Genomic DNA, 19186 nt, shown 5'->3' on the forward strand with positions numbered 1-19186 from the left:
TTTAATCCCAATATTCGTTACCACTTTTTGGGTAATGAATCCGATTGTAACAACTGTTAGCCTTATTAGTATGACAAGCGCGGAACAAATATTGGAGGGAATAAAATATGAATAAATTTAAAAAATTACTAATTGCGACCGGACTTATCCTATCCATGTCAGCATTTACTTTAAATGGAACGACTGAAGCGGCAACAACGACACATAAGGTACAATCAGGTGAAACTTATTGGAAAATTGCCGCGAAATATGGTGTGACAGTTAATAATTTAAAAAAAGCAAACAACAAAACTAGTAATCTTCTTTATGCGGGATCTAATCTAGTAATCCCGAATTCTTCCATTACAGCAGCAGAAAAGGATTTAATGGCACGTCTAGTTCGTGCTGAGGCAGTGGGTGAGCCGTATGCAGGGAAAGTGGCTGTTGCAACGGTAATCCTTAACCGTGTTTCCAGCCCAGATTTCCCTAATACCGTAAAAGGTGTTATTTATGAAAAGTCGAATGGGTACTATGCCTTCACGCCTGTAAAAAATGGCACCATTAACAAAACAGCTGATGCTGCATCAAAAAGAGCTGTAAATGAAGCACTTGCCTTTAGAGGACAAGGAAACGGATCATTATTTTTCTATAATCCAAAAACAGCCGTAAGTAAGTGGGTCTATTCTCGACCAGTAACGGTAACGATTGGTAACCACAGATTCGCGAAATAAAAGCTAGTATATAGTAGTATTTCAAAAAAATTGTAAACTAAACAAAGAAGCAGTGATTTCCTAAAAATGGAATCACTGCTTTTTTTATAGACCTACGAACCTTGTTTAATTTTTAATGCAACGAGACTAGCGAATTCGTGGATGATGGTGGCAGCCAGTAAAGATGTAATCTGAGTCGGATCATATGGCGGCAAGACCTCGACTAAGTCAAAACCAATAAAGTGAAAATCAGTTAGAGATCGGATGATTTGCAACGTTTCAAAAGACGTATGAATTGGCATACGTCTTTTCTTTATTTATCAGGGTTTCTACAAAATAAAAGGGTCCGCAATTACGCCAGGGAGATCAGGTTAACGCCCGAGTGGATCAATAGACGGAAAAATTCCGCTTATTTTGTAATTATTATTAAAAAAGGCGTAAATAAGCGGAGAGATTCCGCCTATTTACTCGGAAAATTCAAAAATGTGAGATTTTGCTTTGCATAACCGGAAAACCTTCCCTTATTTACCACAAAACAAGCGCCATTCTGAAATTAACCGGAAAATCTCCGTTTATTTTATTTTTGCGGGTTAATCGACTCGATTAAGGTCAAGACATGCGTCCTTCTATTCAAACCTGAGTAGGTTATGCATTTTTTCATAAAAATTTTGATTAAAGATAACATTTAAAAGGAAAGATGATTGGCATGAAAATTGCAACTATTTTAAATAGTGAGATTAGTAGGTAGAATGGAAGGAGGAGTAGATCTACAATTATTTTAGTGATTTAAGTTTTTCATTGCTAAAACAAAATGAAAGTGCTTACAAATTCTTGCTAATAAACAAATAGCCGGATATAAAAGGAGAGATGGTAAAATTGGAGAATACTACTCTTAAGCGTTCACTTGGGCTTTGGGCAATCGTTATGCTTGGATTGGGCTATATGACACCAACGATCGTGTTTGATACATTTGGAATTGTCTCTGAAGAAACGAATGGGGTCGTCCCACTCGCATACCTCACAGCACTAGTAGTTATGGCATTTACGGCAATTAGTTATGGGAAAATGGTCCGAGTGTTTCCAAGTGCGGGATCGGCTTATACGTATACACGAGAGACCATCAGTCCTCATCTTGGATTCATAGTCGGCTGGGCAGCGTTGCTTGATTATATCTTGCTTCCTATGGTTAATGCATTAATTATTCGTATATATATGGTTTCAGTATTTCCAGAGGTGCCAGCATGGATCTGGGTTGTCGCATATGTTGCGATCGTCACGGCAATTAACGCTTGGAGCATGGGGAAAACATCGAGTTTAAATTCCCTGCTTGTCATTTTTGAAGTGGTTTTAATTGCGGCTTTTATCGTTCTTGCTTTTGTTCAGCTCTCTAAAGGAATGGGACAAGGAACCATTTTCACAACAGCACCTCTCTTCCATTCTGATATTCACCTCGGAGCCATTTTGACAGGAGCTACGGTAGTTTGTTTCTCCTTCATTGGTTTTGATGCAGTAACTATGTATGCAGAAGAGGCTATCGATCAAAAAACGATGCCGAGAGCGATTATGTTAACGGTCTTTATTGGCGGCGCCATTTTCTTCACCTGCAGCTATTTCGCCCAAGCGCTGTTTCCAGATATTTCGGGCTTCAAGGTAACCGATGACACACTACCTGAAATCGGGTTGTTTGTGGGTGGAACCCTTTTTAAACTGGTTTTCCTTTCCGGTGCTTTTGCAGCCACTGTAGCTTCTGGGCTTGCCTCCCATGCCAGTGTATCAAGACTTTTGTACGTTATGGGGAGAAATGGGGTTTTGCCCAAAAAGGTGTTTGGGTATGTTCATCCCAAATTCCGGACACCGGTTTTTAATGTCATCTTGGTTGGGGGCGTCTCATTACTTGCGATTGCTCCAAGTTTAGAGCTCATTTCTTCATTTATAAATTTTGGTGCATTAATTGCTTTTACATTTGTAAACTTATCGGTCATCGCTCATTTTATTTTTCGCCAGAAGCGATATAAAACAGCGAAAGATATTTTCTCCTATCTCATTATGCCGGTTATTGGAGCAGGATTAACAGGAATTTTGTGGGCGAACTTACAACTTGATGCGCTCATTGGCGGGATTGTATGGATCGTTATTGGTGTAGTGTATATGCTTTACCAAACAAAGTTTTTCCAAATCAAAATAGCTGATTTAAATATCGATGATGCGGAGAAAACCTCTACCTTATAAAAATTAACTTGAGCCAGGCGATAACGCTTGGCTTTTTATTGTTCAAAAGAGTTTTGTATGCAGAATTGAATACTTGACTCATTTCTTCATAGGACTTCTTCTTTTTTTACTAGATTATCTATTCAAACCGCTATTTCTAAGTTGGCACGAAACTTGCTTTTACCTTAAGTAACAATAAAAAATGAGGTGTTAGAATGGCAGTCGAATCACTAGATTTAAAGAATATGAAAGGAATAGAACAGGATAATTCCCTTGTTGAGTTTCAAGAAATTTTAAAAGAAGCAGTGAACATCCTGAATTACCCACCCCAGGTATTCGAATTTCTAAAGAAGCCAATGAGGTTTTTAGAAGTCAGCATCCCTGTTCGAATGGACAATGGTCAGACAGAAATATTCCAAGGGTACCGTGCTCAGCATAATGATGCCTCTGGTCCAACTAAAGGAGGTATCCGTTTTCATCCAGATGTCACGCCAGATGAGGTAAAGGCATTGGCCGGATGGATGAGCTTAAAGTGCGGTATAACCGACCTTCCCTATGGCGGTGCTAAAGGGGGAATTATCTGTGATCCTCGTAAAATGAGTTTAGATGAATTGGAAAGGTTGAGTCGTGGCTACGTTAGGGCGGTTAGTCAACTTGTGGGTCCCACAAAGGATATTCCTGCACCTGATATGTATACAAACTCGCAAATTATGGCATGGATGCTCGATGAATACGACCATATCCGTGAATTCGACTCCCCTGGTTTTATCACCGGAAAGCCACTTGCACTCGGGGGATCTAAGGGAAGGGAAACAGCAACATCAAAAGGTGTTTTATATACGCTGCAAATGGTTTGTGAATTAAAGAAAATGCAGTTAAAAGATACTCGTGTCATCATTCAAGGGTTTGGAAATGTCGGCAGTTATCTTGCCCAGTATTTATATGAGATTGGGGCAAAAGTAATTGGTATCGGTGATATGCTTGGCGGTGTATATGATGAGAACGGACTAGATATACCATTTCTACTTGAAAATAGAGATTCCTTTGGCATTGTTTCTAATCGCTTTACTAGCTCCATTACTAACCAAGATTTATTAGAAAAAGAATGTGATATCCTTATTCCTGCTGCAATCTCAGGAGTAATCAATAAGTATAATTCCAGTAAACTTAACTGCAGCATTATTATTGAAGCTGCCAATGGGCCTACCACAAAAGAAGCGTTAAAAATTCTCGATGATCAGCAAATCCTTGTTGTCCCTGATATCCTCGCCAATTCCGGCGGTGTCATTGTCTCTTATTTTGAATGGTGTCAGAACAATCAAGGCTATTACTGGACCGAGGAGATAGTTGATGAACGTCTCAAGGAGAAAATGACAGAAAGCTTTTTAAAGGTTTACCATACTTCTAAAAAATTTGGTGTAAATATGAAAATTGCTGCTTATATTGAAGGAATTCAAAAACTAGCGGAGGCTTCCAGGCTTCGTGGCTGGTTGAAATATTAAAACATGAACCAGAAAAAGGAGGAAGTTTTTAATGAAGCTGGATATATTGGCCGAACAAAAAGAACAGCAGCTATTACATTACTTTTGTTTAATTTCACATAACCACCGCTACGATTTGATGATTGGCTATTCAGAGCAATTCTTTGGGAAAGCAATGGTCACTTCGATTCAGTCAGGGAACATGGTTTTATTATGTCAAGAAGACACTACATCAGACGATCATTGGTCAGAAAGATTGGGAATCGAGGCGGAGGATATCCCAGAATTTCAGGAATTTTTTAGTCAAGTATTACAGACAGGACCTTTTCACGAGCAATATTAGTAAACGAAAAAGGAGAGAGATTCCATGTATTATGGCGTTGTTCTAAGCCCATGTTTTGGCAAGGTGGAAAGGATTAGGATCAAGAGTGAGTCGAGAATTTATGAGTGGGAAACCCTATTTATCCTTACTTCCGAATCAGGAAAGGAGGAAACGGTTCAGACATGTTTAAGTGGTGAAGTAAAATCGCTCGAAGTACAGGAAGGAGATTATGTTATTCCCGGGATGGTTCTTGCGTATATAAAGGAAGATTTATTTGTCACAGGTAGTGATTAATGGCTTGAAAAAGAAGATGGGTCGCTCATCTTCTTTTTTGTGTCATATTTAAATTAATATTTTGCAAAGAAAATGATAGTATTAGGTAGATTAGGTGTTAAGGGGGAAGTAAACGATGTTTTCTGTTGCCAAAGAAAAAGTGAAACCAATTATTTCAGTAGACGTGGATGAAAGTGAAGTAGTTTTTCAATCAACCTTTAATAACCTTAAAGAACCCTTTTTGTTCTTAAAAAGAAAAAATCATTTATACGCGTATGTCATGCTTGAAAACAATAATAAAGAGCATGCCTCGATTGAATCCTTACTTGAACAAGCGAAATCTCTAGAGAGCATCTGCTATCTTAGTGAACAAATCTCTTTGCCTGCGCTGTTCCAAATTATTGGCGAACCTTTTGCGATTATTAGAGATGTGGATGGTCATCCAGCTGGTTACATTAGCAGAGAAGATGTTCTTGCTGAGCTTTTTAAACAGGAAAATAAAAGTGTCGACTTACTTAAAATTATTCTGACCTCGATTCCGATGGGCATTTTTGTATTGGATAAAGAAAAGCGAATCATCAATTATAATGAAGCTGGTTTAAAAATGATTCGTTCGACCGCAGAAAAGGTTATGAATCTTCCAGCAGGAGAGATTTTTAGCCGCACCCATCTTGAACAGGTATTTTCCACCGGTAAGACGCTTCTTAACCATTTGGTTATCAAGAATGAAATGGGGATTCTCGTCGATTATAGCCCTATCTTGAACTATGAGAATGAAGTCGATGGAATCATCATTGTTGCCCAGGATTTGCCAATGGTCGAAGAAATGGCTATGGAAATTGAATATATTAAAGATTTAAATAAGGACCTGCATGCGATTTTGTCTAGTATCTATGATGAAATTCTCGTGGTGAACAACAAAGGAGAGCTAATCAGGTTTAGTGAAAACATTATCCAAGATTTCTGGAAAGTTGATTTAAAAGAGTTGATTGGAAAAAATATTCTTGAACTGGAAGACCAGGGGTTGTTTACTCCTTCGGTCACAAGACTTGTATTGGAGAAAGGAAAAAAAGTCTCTGTTGTTCAAGAAACCAAAACGGGAAGAAAAATTCTTGCCGTCGGAAATCCGGTCTTCAATGATCAAAATGAACTTGACCGGATTATCATTGCATCTCGTGATATTACCGAAACCACCCGACTAAAAAGTGAACTGCAGGAAATGAAAAAGATTTCAGAACAATATAAGAAGGAATTAGATGATTTTAAGAGTAAGGACCGTTTTTTGAAAAAGCTCATTTATTGTAGTCCGAAAATGGAGAAGGTGATTAATCAGGCCAAGAAAATTGCTGATTTTTCCTCCACCGTCCTTTTGAACGGAGAATCTGGGGTTGGAAAAGAAGTAATTGCTCAAGCGATCCACCAATTAGGCAGACGCCAGGCAAAGCCCTTTCTTAAATTAAATTGCGGGGCCATTCCGGAAAGTTTACTAGAAAGTGAACTATTTGGATATGCGAAGGGATCTTTTACCGGTGCTGATAAAAATGGAAAAGAAGGCTACTTTAAACAAGCAGATGGCGGTATTTTGTTTCTAGACGAAATCGGTGAGATGCCAATTCATTTGCAGGTGAAGCTATTACGAGTTCTTCAGGAGCAGGAAGTTATTCCAATTGGCAGTACTACCCCCATTAAGGTGAATGTGCAGATTATTGCAGCTACGAATAAAAAATTAGAAAAAATGGTTGAGGAAGGGACATTCCGTGAAGATTTATTTTATCGCTTGAATGTCATACCGATTCAGATCCCGGCCTTAAGGGAAAGGACAGAGGATATTTCGCTGCTTGCTTTTCATTTCCTCCAGCAATTGAATGAGAGATATGATCGGAATTACCATCTAACTCCTGATGCTATTAATGTACTAGAGTTTTATCCGTGGCCGGGTAATGTCAGGGAACTTCAAAATATTATTGAAAGATTAGTAGTCACGGCCGAACATCCGTCGATTGATGCGGAGTTCGTCAGCCAATTTTTATCCACGGGCTTGGAACATAAAAAAATGAAGCCAGTCTTTACAAGGGTCATTCCGTTACAGGAGGCTATCGACCATGTCGAGGAGCAGTTAATTGTGATGGCAATGAACCAATACAAAACGACAACGAAAGCAGCAAAGGCCCTAGGAATCAGTCAGTCATCTGTTAGTAGAAAGTATCAAAAAATAGTAAATGAGAAAAATATTAAAATGGAAAACCTATCACCTTTTTAATTGAGCTGCTTCAGGTCTAATGATCTGAAGCAGCTTTTTTATTTGGCTGTGTTAAACTAGTCTGTTGATTTCCGTTCCAGGCACTTCGCTTTCCGCGGGNNCCTGCGGGGTCTCCCCTGCCCCGTACTCCCGCAGGAGTCTTCGTGCCTTCCTCTCCAATCAACAGAGTTCCAAAATCAACATTAACCTTTAACACAGCCTTTTAATTAACAATAAATATAGGCGTACTATTTTTCACCTATTCAATCAATCATAGGGTTATGCAAATTTGAATAGTAATCAATCAAATTTCTTGAGAGATATTTATTTTGGCAGGTTTTAAAAGTTGGCACGCTTCTTGCAATTATAGTTAATGAGGGTGAATAAAGGAGGAATTTAAATGGTCGAGGTAAAAAAACGAGTGGTAAACCTGAAGATGTTCATTGATGGTGAATGGAAAGATGCCGAAAATCAAGAAACCCGCCCAGTATTAAATCCTGCAAGTGGTGAGGTTATATCATATGCTCCAGAAGGAACAAGAGCTGACGCCCGTGCAGCAATTTATGCAGCACGCAGGGCCTTCGAAGAAGGTGTCTGGTCTGGAATTTCTGCACAGGAACGATCCTCGTATTTATTAAAAATTGCTGACAAAATTGATGAATATGCCGATGAATTGACCTATTTGGAAACGATGGATAATGGGAAACCATTGAGAGAATCGGGCTTTGATGTCGGTGATGCAGCCGCCTGTTTTCGCTATTATGCAGGACTGATTACTAAGCCTGATGGACAGACCTATCATGTCGCCGATCCAATGCAGGCCATGGTTGTTCGCGAACCGGTAGGAGTATGCGGTTTGATTGTTCCGTGGAACTATCCACTGTTAATGAGTGTTTGGAAAATTGCCCCAGCCCTAGCTGCAGGAAATACAATCGTCTTTAAACCGTCCGAAGTGACGCCAGTTACACCGAAAAAGCTTTTCGAAATTCTTGAAGAAGTTGGTTTGCCAAAAGGGGTAGCTAATCTGGTGATGGGAGCTGGAGCAGTTGTTGGAAATGAAATCGCTTCCCATCCTGAGGTTGATATGATTTCGTTTACCGGTGGAACCAAAACTGGCAAGCATATTATGAAAACAGCTGCCGACACGATGAAGAAAGTTTCGTTAGAGCTAGGCGGTAAATCGCCGAATATCATTTTTGCTGATGCTGACTTTGAAACGGCAGTGGATTATGCGTTATTTGGAATCTACGCAGGTTCTGGTCAAGTATGTTCCGCTGGTTCCAGGATCCTTGTTGAAGAAAGCATCTATGATCAATTTGTCCAGCGTTTTGTTGAAAGGGCAAAACAAATTCAAGTAGGACCTGGTGATGATCCTGCAACGGAAATGGGTCCGCTTGTCAGTCAGGAGCACTTAGAAAAAGTCCTTTCCTACATTGAAATTGGCAAGGAAGAAGGTGCGATAGTTGCTTGCGGTGGAAAGCGGGTTGTCGCTAACGGGTTAGGAAAAGGTTATTTTATTGAACCGACGGTATTTGTCGATGTCACCCAAGAGATGAGAATTGTTCAGGAGGAAATCTTCGGTCCCGTTGTAGTCATTCAGAAGTTCACGGACGAAGCAGAAGCTATTAAACTTGCCAATGGTACCGTTTATGGGTTAGCCGGTGGTGTATTTTCTAATAATGGTGCAAAGGCACTAAGGGTTATTAAAAAGCTGCGTGCAGGGATTACTTGGGTAAATTCCTATCATCCTACCTATAACGAGGCACCGTGGGGCGGTTATAAGCAAAGCGGAATTGGCCGCAGCCTTGGAACGTTTGGACTTGAAGAGTTTCAAGAAATAAAACAGATAAATATTAATTTACAGGTTGAACCAATTGGCTGGTTTTCTAATTAATCATTTAATAGGAGGAATAAAATTATGAGTATCGATTTAAAAAATGAATTAAAAAGTGAGCAAAATCAAAAGGTTAGTGAATATATTAATAAGGTTTTAAACTTAATAGAAAAAGAGGAAATTAATAGTGAGGAAGCGGCTTGGATAACCAAAGAAACCGTTGACGGCTTCCGTGAACACGTAAATCCAGGATTCTTAGAATACCGCAAAACAGTTACTGAAGGCGGCCAATTCGCAGCAGTGGAGTGGTCTGATAATGGCTCGTGCTTTAAGGATGTCAATGGCAAAGAATATATCGATTGCCTAGGCGGATTTGGCATCTATAATGTAGGTCATCGTAATCCAAAGGTGGTTAAGGCAGTAACTGACCAATTAAAACGTCAAGCGCTCCATAGTCAGGATTTGCTAGATCCACTTCGTGCAATGCTAGCAAAAATTTTAGCAGATATTACCCCAGGGGATTTAAAATATGCCTTCTTTACAAACAGCGGAACAGAAAGCGTTGAAGCATCCCTGAAACTTGCCAAAATGTACAGCGAGCGGACAACGTTTATCTCTACGACTCGTGCGTTCCATGGGAAAAGTTTAGGTTCGTTGTCAGGTACCGCGAAAGGGATGTTCCGTAAACCCTTCTTACCATTAATCCCGGGCTTCCGTCATGTGCCTTTTGGCGATATTGATATGATGCGAAAAACCTTTGAGGTCTGTGCCTCGGTTGGTGAAGATGTCGCTGCTGTTCTTTTAGAGCCGATTCAAGGTGAAGGCGGAATTATTCTTCCACCGGAAAACTACTTAAAGCAAGTTCGTGAACTATGTGACCAATACGGATCCTTGCTTATATTTGATGAAGTACAAACAGGAATGGGCCGAACGGGGAAAATGTTCGCCGCAGAACTGTATGAAGTAGTTCCAGATATTATCTGTCTAGCAAAAGCATTTGGCGGAGGCGTGATGCCAGCTGGGGCTGTTGTAGCTAGTGAAAAAGTATTTAAGAGCTGGTTTGATAATCCATTTATGCATACAACCACCTTTGGCGGAAATCCGTTAGCATGTGCCGCAGCGATTGCCACAATTGGAGTATTAATTGAAGATAAGTTACCAGAGAGAGCAGCGGAAGTGGGGGCCTATTTCCTTGAAGAATTGAAAAAGGCAGCACAAGGCCATGAAAATAGGGTTCAGGAGATTCGTGGTCAAGGCTTAATGATTGGCATCGAATTCCATCAAGATGAAATTGGATACGAGGTCTCAAAAGGAATGTTTGACAGAGGAATCCTCGTAGCTGGGACATTAATTAATTCAAAAACCATTCGTATCGAACCAGCATTGACCATAAGCTATAAAGAGGTTAATAAAGTAGTTAGCACCTTCAAAACCGTCTTAGAACAATTAGAGGCTTAATAATTTTTTTAAAAGGGGGAGCACAGTAGTGGAAAAGAAATACGTCAAGCTCCAAACAGAAATACCCGGTCCTAAATCCAAGGAAATTTTGGAGCGAAGAAATAAATATGTCCCAAAAGGAATCAGCAATAACTGCCATTCCTTTGTTAAAAAGGCACAAGGAGCTCTGGTAGAAGATGTGGACGGTAATTGTTATATTGATTTTGCTGGTGCTATTGGAACGATAAACGTCGGTCACTCTCATCCTAGAGTAGTTAGAGCCCTTCAGGAACAAGCAAGCCAATTTATCCACACTGGCTTTAATGTAATGATGTATGAATCGTATATCGCTTTAGCCGAGCGGCTTTGTCAGCTTGCACCGGGTGACTTTGACAAACAGGCTGCTTTTTTTAACAGTGGTGCCGAAGCGGTTGAGAACGCTGTAAAGATTGCCAGGAAATATACAAAGCGCCAAGGAATTGTCTCGTTCACAAGGGGGTTCCATGGCCGGACGTTAATGACCATGACAATGACAAGTAAAGTGAAGCCGTATAAGTTCGGCTTTGGACCATTCGCTCCAGAAGTATACAAGGCGCCATACCCATATGCTTACCACCGCCCTGAAGGAATGGATGAACAGCAATATAGTGCTATGATGATCGACCAATTTGAACAATTTTTACTGGCAGAAGTTGCACCTGAAACGATTGCTGCCGTCGTGATGGAACCTGTGCAGGGAGAAGGCGGATTTATAGTGCCTGACACCGCTTTTGTTAAACGGGTCAGAGAAATCTGCACACAGTATGGTATCTTGTTTATAGCCGATGAAATACAAACTGGGTTCGCTCGGACAGGAAAGTACTTTGCAATTGACCATTTTGGAGTGGTACCTGATTTAATTACGATTTCGAAATCAATGGGTGCAGGTGTCCCTATCAGCGGCGTGATTGGCCGGGCGGAAATTATGAATACTGCCGAGGTTGGTGAAATCGGTGGAACCTATGCTGGGAGCCCGCTCGGGTGCAGGGCAGCACTGACAGTATTAGATATTATTGAAAATGAACAGCTAAATGACCGGGCAAGAAAAATTGGTAATCGCGTCGTAGAAAAAATGCATCTTCTTGCAGAGCGTTTCGAGGGGATTGGTGATGTCCGCGGTCTTGGTGCGATGTGTGCGATGGAAATAGTCAAGGACCGACAATCCAAAACACCAGATAAAGAGGCGACGGGGAAAATTGTAAAAGCTGCTGGAGAACGCGGCCTGATGTTACTAAGTGCTGGGATTTATAGCAATGTGATTCGCCTTCTCATGCCAATTACCATCACAGATGATCAACTCGAAGAAGGTTTGCAAATTATGGAAGAGGCGGTAGAAGCAGTGTATACAAATGATCCTGCCTTATCGGTTGGAGGGGAATAAAAATGGATATTGTAAATAAAAATTATCAAATCTATCCCATGTATATTAATGGGGAATGGGTTGGCAATGATTATGAGGTTTTAACTGAAATAAATAATCCAGCTACAAAAGAAGTAATTGGTGCTGTTCCAACAGGTGGTGCTTATGAAGCAGAACAAGCAGTGGATGCTGCCTATAAAGCCTTTAAACTCTGGTCGAAAAAAACAGCGGATGAGCGCTATCAACTCTTGATGAAATGGTTTTACTTAATTGAGGAAAACAAACATGAAATTGCAAGAATTATGACAATTGAACAAGGTAAACCACTTAAAGAAGCACTCGGTGAGGTTCAGTATGCAAATGGTTTTATCTCCTGGTATGCCGAAGAGGGGAAACGAGTATATGGTGAAACGATTCCAGCCGCCCATCCAAATAAAAGAATACTAGTTAGAAAAGAACCGGTTGGCGTAATTGCAGCGATTACACCGTGGAACTTCCCGGCGGCCATGATTACGAGAAAAGTAGCACCTGCATTAGCAGCAGGTTGTACGGCTGTTGTGAAGCCTGCAAACCAAACGCCTCTTACAGCATTAAAAATGGCTGAGCTAGCCCAAGAAGCAGGCATTCCTGCAGGGGTGCTGAACGTGATTACTGGAAGGTCGTCAGAAATTGGCGAAGCGTGGCTGAAGGATCCACGCGTAACAAAGATTACCTTTACAGGGTCAACCGAGGTTGGAAAGACGTTAATGCGTGGGGCCGCTGATACTGTCAAAAAGGTTTCCCTCGAGCTTGGTGGGAATGCCCCATTTATTGTAATGGGTGATGCAAATTTAGCGAAGGCCGCTGAAGGACTTGTACAATCAAAATTTCGAAATGCTGGTCAAACCTGCATTTGTACAAATCGTGTTTATGTACAGGAAGGGATTGCAGATGAATTTACTAAGCTTTTTCAAGCAGAATTAGAAAAGCTTAAAGTCGGCAACGGACTGGAAGCGGGAACGGATATTGGTCCATTAATTGATCATGCCGCTTATAAAAAAGTAGATGGGCTGGTTAAGGACGCAGTTGAGAAAGGTGGAAAGGTCATTTATAGCGGGCTTACCCCAGCTGAAAATAACGGATATTTCTATGCACCCACAATTTTGACCAATATTAATGATGAGATGGAATGTATGAAAGATGAAATATTTGGCCCACTCGCTCCGATTTCCACTTTTAGTACCGAAGAAGAAGTTATTGAACGGGCTAACAATTCTTGTTACGGATTGGCTGCCTATGTATATACAGAGAATTTAAGCCGTTCCTTTAGGATAACGGAACAACTAGAGTACGGTATTATTGGCCTAAATGATGCCCTGCCTTCAGTCGTTCAAGCCCCATTCGGTGGTTTTAAGGAGAGTGGTCTAGGACGCGAAGGTGGACACTACGGCATTGAAGAGTTTTTAGAAGTAAAATATATATCGATAGGTTTGGATATTTAGTAGACCTTTTTTCATCCAGATACGGACATGACTAAAAGCCAGTGGCACAATCAAAGTATTTCTGAATATTGATTGTTAGCGCTGGCTTTTTTTGGACTTAGGAATGCTTTTTGCTGATTTTATATTTATTTCTCTATTATGAAAATTAATAGTCTTTTTAATAGAATCACTCTACCAATTTAAAAGAAAGGAGGTAGAAAAATGCCTGGGCCGCTCCACCGATTAAAAATTGTCGATTTATCACGTGTGCTAGCCGGTCCTAATTGCACGATGATCTTAGGCGATATGGGCGCAGAAGTAATCAAAATTGAAAGTATCGAAATTGGGGATGAAACACGGGGGTGGGGACCGCCCTTTTTAGAAGGAGAGAGCGCCTATTATTTATGTGCTAATCGTAATAAACAGGGGATTACTTTAAACTTAAAAACCCCTCAGGGCCTTGAAATCTTAAAAAAGCTTGTGAGCGATGCTGATGTGGTTGTCCAAAATTTTAAGCCGGGAACCCTCTACAGATTAGGGTTCGGATATGAGGAAATGAAAAAGGTGAATGAAGGAATTATTTTAGCCTCAATCAGTGGTTTTGGCGCTACTGGCCCTTATTCCCATCTTCCAGGTTATGACTATATTATTCAAGCCATGTCAGGTTTGATGAGTATTACAGGTGAAAAGGATGGGCAGCCTGCAAAGGTCGGTGTTGCCATAGCAGATGTACTCACCGGTCTTTTCACCTGTATCGGTATTTTAGGAGCCATCCAGCATCGCAATAGGACTGGTGAGGGGCAAGAGATAGATATTTCATTATTTGATTCCCAGTTGGCTGCGTTAGTGAATGTTGCCAGTAATTTTTTATGCTCTGGGAGGATCCCTGAAAGGCTCGGTAATGCACATCCAAACATAGTTCCATACCAAGTGTTTGCTGCAAACGATGGCGAATTTATCCTTGCTGTTGGAAATGACCGGCAATATCAGAAGCTAGCAATTCTGCTGGAAGATGAAATCCTTTTAAGTGACCAATATAAAAAAAACTCAGGGCGCCTGCAAAAAAAGGATGAACTGGAAAAAGTCATCACGGCAAAATTAAAAACGAAATCAAGGGCAGAGTGGAAAGTGTTACTTGATGAAGCTGGGATCCCGAATGGACCGATTAACAATGTGATGGAGGCTTTGGATTCTGAACAAGCGATCGCAAGGGAAATGGTTGTGAAGATAAAGCATCCAACGATTTCTAACTTAAAACTTGTCGGTTCACCATTAAAGTTTTCAAAATCCCCAATAAAAATCGATAGGCATCCGCCATTGCACAGTGAGCATACAGATGAAATCCTGTTTAAACTGGGTTATTCCAAGCATGAAATCGTAAAAATGAAACAAGATCATATTATCTAGGGGAGGTACTCATTATGAATTTTTCTTTATCTGAAGAGCAAAAAAGCGTTAGAAAGGTGGTTCGATCATTTGTAGACCGAGAAATTCTGCCCTATATCAAGGAGTGGGATGAAAAAGGTCATTTTGAAATTAATATTTTAAAAAGATTAGCAGAATTACAGTTAATGGGTGTATGTATTCCTGAGGAATATGGCGGAGTGGGCATGGACTATAATACCCTCGCCATTGTTTGTGAGGAACTAGAACGAGGCGACACGGCCTTCCGAACCGCGGTATCAGTACATACTGGTTTGAACAGTATGACATTATTACAGTGGGGGACTGAGGAGCAGAAACGAAAATACCTTCTTCCACAAGCAGCCGGTAATAAAATAGGTGCTTTTGGATTAACAGAACCGAATGCTGGCTCCGATGTGGCGGCCATGGAAACGACAGCCGTCAAAGATGGAGATTACTATATTTTAAATGGTTCAAAAACTTGGATCTCTCTATGTGATGTGGCTGACCACTTTTTAATTTTTGCAAAAACAGACACGAAAGCTGGTCATCATGGGATTTCTTGTTTTATAGTAGAACGGTCATTTGCAGGGCTTTCCACTAAAGCCATAAAAGGGAAATTGGGAATTCGGGCAGGAAATACGGGGGAGATATTCTTAGATCATGTAAGGGTTCCAGCAGAGAATTTGTTGGGCTATGAAGGAGAAGGCTTTAAGATTGCCATGTCCGCCCTCGACAATGGCCGCTTTACAGTAGCTGCAGGTGCTTGTGGTACGATTATGGCTTCGCTGGAAGCTAGCGTCAAATATTGTGAGGAGCGGAAGACCTTTGGCAAAGAAATTGGCAAACATCAGCTCGTTCAGCAAATGATTGCAAAAATGTCCGCTAATCTAGAGATTTCACGTTTGCTAGTCTTTAAGGCTGGCTGGCTAAAAAATAAGGGCAAACGGAATACCCAAGAAACGTCTTTAGCCAAATGGGTTTCCTGTGACGCCGCCTTTGAGGCTGCAAACGATGCGGTCCAAATTCACGGGGCGTACGGCTTCTCCAATGAATTCCCAGTGGAGCGTTATTTACGAAATGCCAAAGCACCTGTAATTTATGAAGGAACAAGAGAAATCCATACCATCATGCAGGGAGAATATGCCCTAGGCTATCGTGAGGATAAACCACTAAGGAAGATGCTTCCAGCCTGGCCGTTTGAAGAAAGTTTAATAAAAGGGTAAATTTATTTAAAAAGAACAAGCCGTACAGTTGGAAAACTGGTACACGGCTTGTTCTTTTACTATTATTGTATTATTAAATAATTTACTTCAAATAAGTTGTCCTACTGTGTTACGATAACGTAATAAAGCAAAGAGGAAATGAGGGTGAGATTTTTTGATTAAAACCATTTTATTTGACGTTGATGGGGTACTATTAAGCGAAGAACATTATTTTGATGCTTCTGCTTTAACTGTTTGGGAAATGCTGATCAGCCCTAATTACTTAGGGCTCGAACCGATGCAGTTTAAAACAGACTATAATGATGAGGAAATTCAGGAAATAAGAGAATTAGTATTTGAAAACGATAAAGTTCTAAAGTTTATGAAATCACGCGGCCTAAACGCCAACTGGGACATGATCTACCTATCATTCAGCCACCAGCTGATCCACCTGCTCTCGCAAATTAAAGATACTGAATTGGAGAAAATTAAAAACTGGTGTCAGGCACCAATCGATCGTGAAACCCTAGTTGAGATGGGAAAGGTGTTAAGTAACTACCATGTGAAACTAGATTTCAGTTTGTTTGAGCAGGAGTTTGCACGCTCAGAGGCAACGAAGCAGGAGTTGTTTAGTTATTTGAACGAACTAGCCTCAGAGAAAATGGGGGTTGCAACTTCTATTTTTAACAAGGGTGAGCTTTGGTCCGTTTGTGAGCATGTTTCCCAAGAGTGGTATGTGGGGGATGAACATGTCCTCGCTTCGACTGGAAGGCCATCCGTTCAACATGGGAAAAAGGGCTTCTTGGCCAATGAAACAACATTAGCCCCTAGACAAGAAATTGACGAGTTATTCCAATTCCTGAACTCATCAGGATACATGATTGGTATCGGGACAGGCAGACCAGAACTGGAAACTATTCAGCCGTTTCAACATTTAGATTGGTTGAAGCAATTTGATGAAAATCGAATCGTAACCGCTGATGATGTGCTAAAGGCGGAATTAGAGCTGCCAGAACGAATGTCGCTATCGAAGCCCCATCCATTTACATATATCATGGGACTCCTTGGGAAGGAGACACCTATTCAAGCGTGTTTAAATACAAGACTACCGCTTGAAAATGCTGAGACGGTTTTAGTCGTAGGGGACTCCTTGGCCGATCTATTAGCGGCAAGAAAACTTGGCTGTCAGTTTGCAGCTGTTCTAACCGGCCTTTCAGGAAAAGATGCCAGGGGTGACTTTGAAAAACATAAAGCAGACTACATTCTTGATACGGTCCTCGATTTGAAAAGGATATTATGATAAATATAGAAAAGGGATTGCCCCGTCGCAATCCCTCAATTCTTATCTATATATTTTCGATCTTCTCTAATTCCACTCGCCCAGGTTCAAATGTATCCACATTCGATAACTCCAGTACTTGTGCTTCTTCGAGTCCATCAATTAATTTTAAGATATGAATGACGTTGGCATTTAATGTTTTGTCCACAGTTAATACCATGATTGCCTCACCGCCTACTTCTGTACGCCCCACCTGCATCGTCCCAATATTGATTTGATGCTCTCCTAAGAGTGAACCAACCTTGCCAATCATTCCTGGAACATCTCGATGTTTGATATATAATAAAAATTTTTCCGGTTTTACGTCAATTCGGTATTGGTTGATTTTTAGAATTCTCGCTCCATACCCGTTTAAGACGGTTGCCCCAATTTTGGCTGTTTCATTATCATTGGAGACACTTAGTTCCATATAATTAGCAAATCCTTTATTTGTTGCATTTTTAACGACATTATACGAAACTCCTTGCTCTTTTAGTAAGTGCAAAGCATTAATTAGATTAACAGAATCGCTTAAATGATAGGACAAGACACCCTTTAACATGGTACGTGTCAACAATTCTGTATCTTCATCAATTAAATCGCCATAATAATTGATTTCTATTTTAGCAGGAGCCTGTTTATTTAATAATTGAATGACAAGTTGCCCCATTTGGTCCCCCAGAAGGAGGTACGGCTGCAGTTTCGCTTGGGTTTCGCCTGACATTTGCGGCATATTCACAGCGTTTTGAATCGATTGAGATTCAAAAATCTCAATGATTTCCGCACTTACCTCTTGGGCCACTTTTTCCTGTGCTTCAACGGTAGAAGCTCCAAGATGTGGTGTTACAATAATATTTGGATTCTGCAATAATTCTAGGTCGGAAGCAGGCTCTTTTTCAAACACGTCAAGAGCTGCACCTGCAACATGGCCGGACTGAATGGCTCTAACCAGTGCCTTTTCGTCGATCACACCACCACGGGCACAATTGACAAACCGGACACCTTTTTTTGTTTTCCGTAAATAGGCATCATTAATCAGGCCTCTTGTGTTATTAGTAAGAGGTGTATGAATGGTAATAAAATCTGATTCTTGTGCAATTACATCGAGGCTCGCTTTCGCTATTCCCAGCTTTTTTGCTCGTTCTTCGGACAGGTAAGGATCAAATCCTAAAATGTTCATCCCAAAGCTTTTTGCCCGTTTCGCCACTTCTGTTCCAATTTTGCCCATGCCGATAACGCCAAGAGTTTTTTTGTACAATTCCACACCCTTAAAAGAGTTACGGTCCCATTGTCCCGATACTGTCTTTTGGTGGGCGTGAGGAATTTTCCGTGCCAAGGATAGCATCATTGCTAAGGTATGCTCCGTTGCTGCAATAGTATTGGCACCGGGGGCATTGATGACGATAATCCCTTTTTTCGTTGCCGCATTCACATCAATATTATCGACACCAACACCTGCTCTAGCGATTACACGGAGACGGCCCGCTGCTTTGAGCAGTTCTTCACTTACCTTTGTTTGACTCCGGACAATCAGAGCATCGTATGCTCCAATGATATTTTTTAACTCCTCTGTCGGTAGTGTTGGCTGGCGATCTACGGTAAAATTAGGGTGTTCAGTTAAGCTTTTCAATCCTGTGCTGCTAATTCCATCGGTTACAAGTACCTTATACATGACTCGTAATCCTCCTTTAATTCTTTAATTAAAAAACGCCCCTCATAACAGACGGATTTGTCTTGTTATGAGGGACGTGTATCGACGTGTGGTACCACCCTCGTATGCTGGACCATATTCTTAATGTCGTCTTTGTCATCACTTGTCATGTATAGAATAATATAATTGATTGAATATTCAAAAATAAACTAAATATAGGGATTATTCTACAACCAAACCTTAAGGATTGTAAAGGGAAAGAAGAA

14 protein-coding genes and 1 pseudogene are annotated in these 19186 nt (G+C 40.7%); 13 read left to right on the forward strand and 2 right to left on the reverse strand.

What is annotated here, in order from left to right:
• Positions 1-107: 107 nt before the first annotated feature.
• Positions 108-710 (forward strand): cell wall hydrolase, encoded by a 603-nt coding sequence (locus COJ96_RS10505; RefSeq protein WP_098572892.1) that lies wholly within the window; start codon positions 108-110, stop codon positions 708-710.
• A gap of 92 nt (positions 711-802) precedes the next feature.
• On the opposite strand, the pseudogene COJ96_RS10510 reads toward COJ96_RS10505, so the two are convergent.
• Positions 803-979, reverse strand: a pseudogene (locus COJ96_RS10510) (arginase family protein); the annotation flags it as partial.
• 577 nt (positions 980-1556) lie between these two features.
• Here COJ96_RS10510 and COJ96_RS10515 point away from each other — a divergent pair.
• The 12 genes from COJ96_RS10515 to COJ96_RS10575 all read left to right on the forward strand — a co-directional run bounded on the left by COJ96_RS10515 (position 1557) and on the right by COJ96_RS10575 (position 17251).
• Positions 1557-2918 carry an APC family permease gene (locus tag COJ96_RS10515; RefSeq protein WP_180230053.1) on the forward strand — a complete coding sequence of 454 codons (1362 nt, stop codon included), beginning with the start codon at positions 1557-1559 and terminating at the stop codon, positions 2916-2918.
• 194 nt (positions 2919-3112) lie between these two features.
• Positions 3113-4399: a Glu/Leu/Phe/Val family dehydrogenase gene (locus tag COJ96_RS10520; RefSeq protein WP_098572894.1), complete on the forward strand. Its 1287-nt coding sequence runs from the start codon at positions 3113-3115 to the stop codon at positions 4397-4399.
• Positions 4400-4430: 31 nt separating this feature from the next.
• Entirely contained in the window at positions 4431-4721 is a 291-nt protein-coding gene (locus tag COJ96_RS10525; protein ID WP_098572895.1) for an SAV0927 family protein, read from the forward strand.
• Positions 4722-4745: 24 nt separating this feature from the next.
• Positions 4746-4994: a biotin/lipoyl attachment domain-containing protein gene (locus COJ96_RS10530; protein WP_098572896.1), complete on the forward strand. Its 249-nt coding sequence runs from the start codon at positions 4746-4748 to the stop codon at positions 4992-4994.
• Between the two features lie 115 nt (positions 4995-5109).
• Positions 5110-7233: a sigma 54-interacting transcriptional regulator gene (locus COJ96_RS10535; RefSeq protein WP_098572897.1), complete on the forward strand. Its 2124-nt coding sequence runs from the start codon at positions 5110-5112 to the stop codon at positions 7231-7233.
• A gap of 400 nt (positions 7234-7633) precedes the next feature.
• Positions 7634-9106, forward strand: a complete 1473-nt coding sequence (locus tag COJ96_RS10545) for an aldehyde dehydrogenase family protein (RefSeq protein WP_098572923.1) — start codon at positions 7634-7636, stop codon at positions 9104-9106.
• 24 nt (positions 9107-9130) lie between these two features.
• On the forward strand, positions 9131-10504 hold the full coding sequence (locus COJ96_RS10550; protein ID WP_098572899.1) for a putrescine aminotransferase: 1374 nt from the start codon (positions 9131-9133) through the stop codon (positions 10502-10504).
• Between the two features lie 28 nt (positions 10505-10532).
• A complete protein-coding gene (gene gabT, locus COJ96_RS10555; RefSeq protein ID WP_098572900.1) occupies positions 10533-11903 on the forward strand; it encodes a 4-aminobutyrate--2-oxoglutarate transaminase in 1371 nt (456 codons plus the stop codon).
• 38 nt (positions 11904-11941) lie between these two features.
• Positions 11942-13363 carry an NAD-dependent succinate-semialdehyde dehydrogenase gene (locus COJ96_RS10560; RefSeq protein ID WP_142332984.1) on the forward strand — a complete coding sequence of 474 codons (1422 nt, stop codon included), beginning with the start codon at positions 11942-11944 and terminating at the stop codon, positions 13361-13363.
• A gap of 201 nt (positions 13364-13564) precedes the next feature.
• Positions 13565-14749: a CaiB/BaiF CoA transferase family protein gene (locus COJ96_RS10565; RefSeq protein ID WP_098572902.1), complete on the forward strand. Its 1185-nt coding sequence runs from the start codon at positions 13565-13567 to the stop codon at positions 14747-14749.
• A gap of 14 nt (positions 14750-14763) precedes the next feature.
• Entirely contained in the window at positions 14764-15972 is a 1209-nt protein-coding gene (locus COJ96_RS10570; RefSeq protein WP_098572903.1) for an acyl-CoA dehydrogenase family protein, read from the forward strand.
• Positions 15973-16126: 154 nt separating this feature from the next.
• Positions 16127-17251, forward strand: coding sequence for an HAD family hydrolase (locus COJ96_RS10575; protein ID WP_098572904.1), 1125 nt, complete (start codon positions 16127-16129; stop codon positions 17249-17251).
• A gap of 46 nt (positions 17252-17297) precedes the next feature.
• Here COJ96_RS10575 and serA read toward each other — a convergent pair whose 3' ends face one another.
• The gene (gene serA / locus COJ96_RS10580) at positions 17298-18941 is read right to left on the reverse strand and encodes a phosphoglycerate dehydrogenase (RefSeq protein ID WP_098572905.1); all 1644 of its coding nucleotides are present in this window, start codon (positions 18939-18941) and stop codon (positions 17298-17300) included.
• Positions 18942-19186 lie beyond the last annotated feature (245 nt).

Origin of the sequence: Bacillus sp. AFS073361 (genome assembly GCF_002567005.1) — a bacterium.
GTDB lineage: Bacteria > Bacillota > Bacilli > Bacillales > Cytobacillaceae > Neobacillus.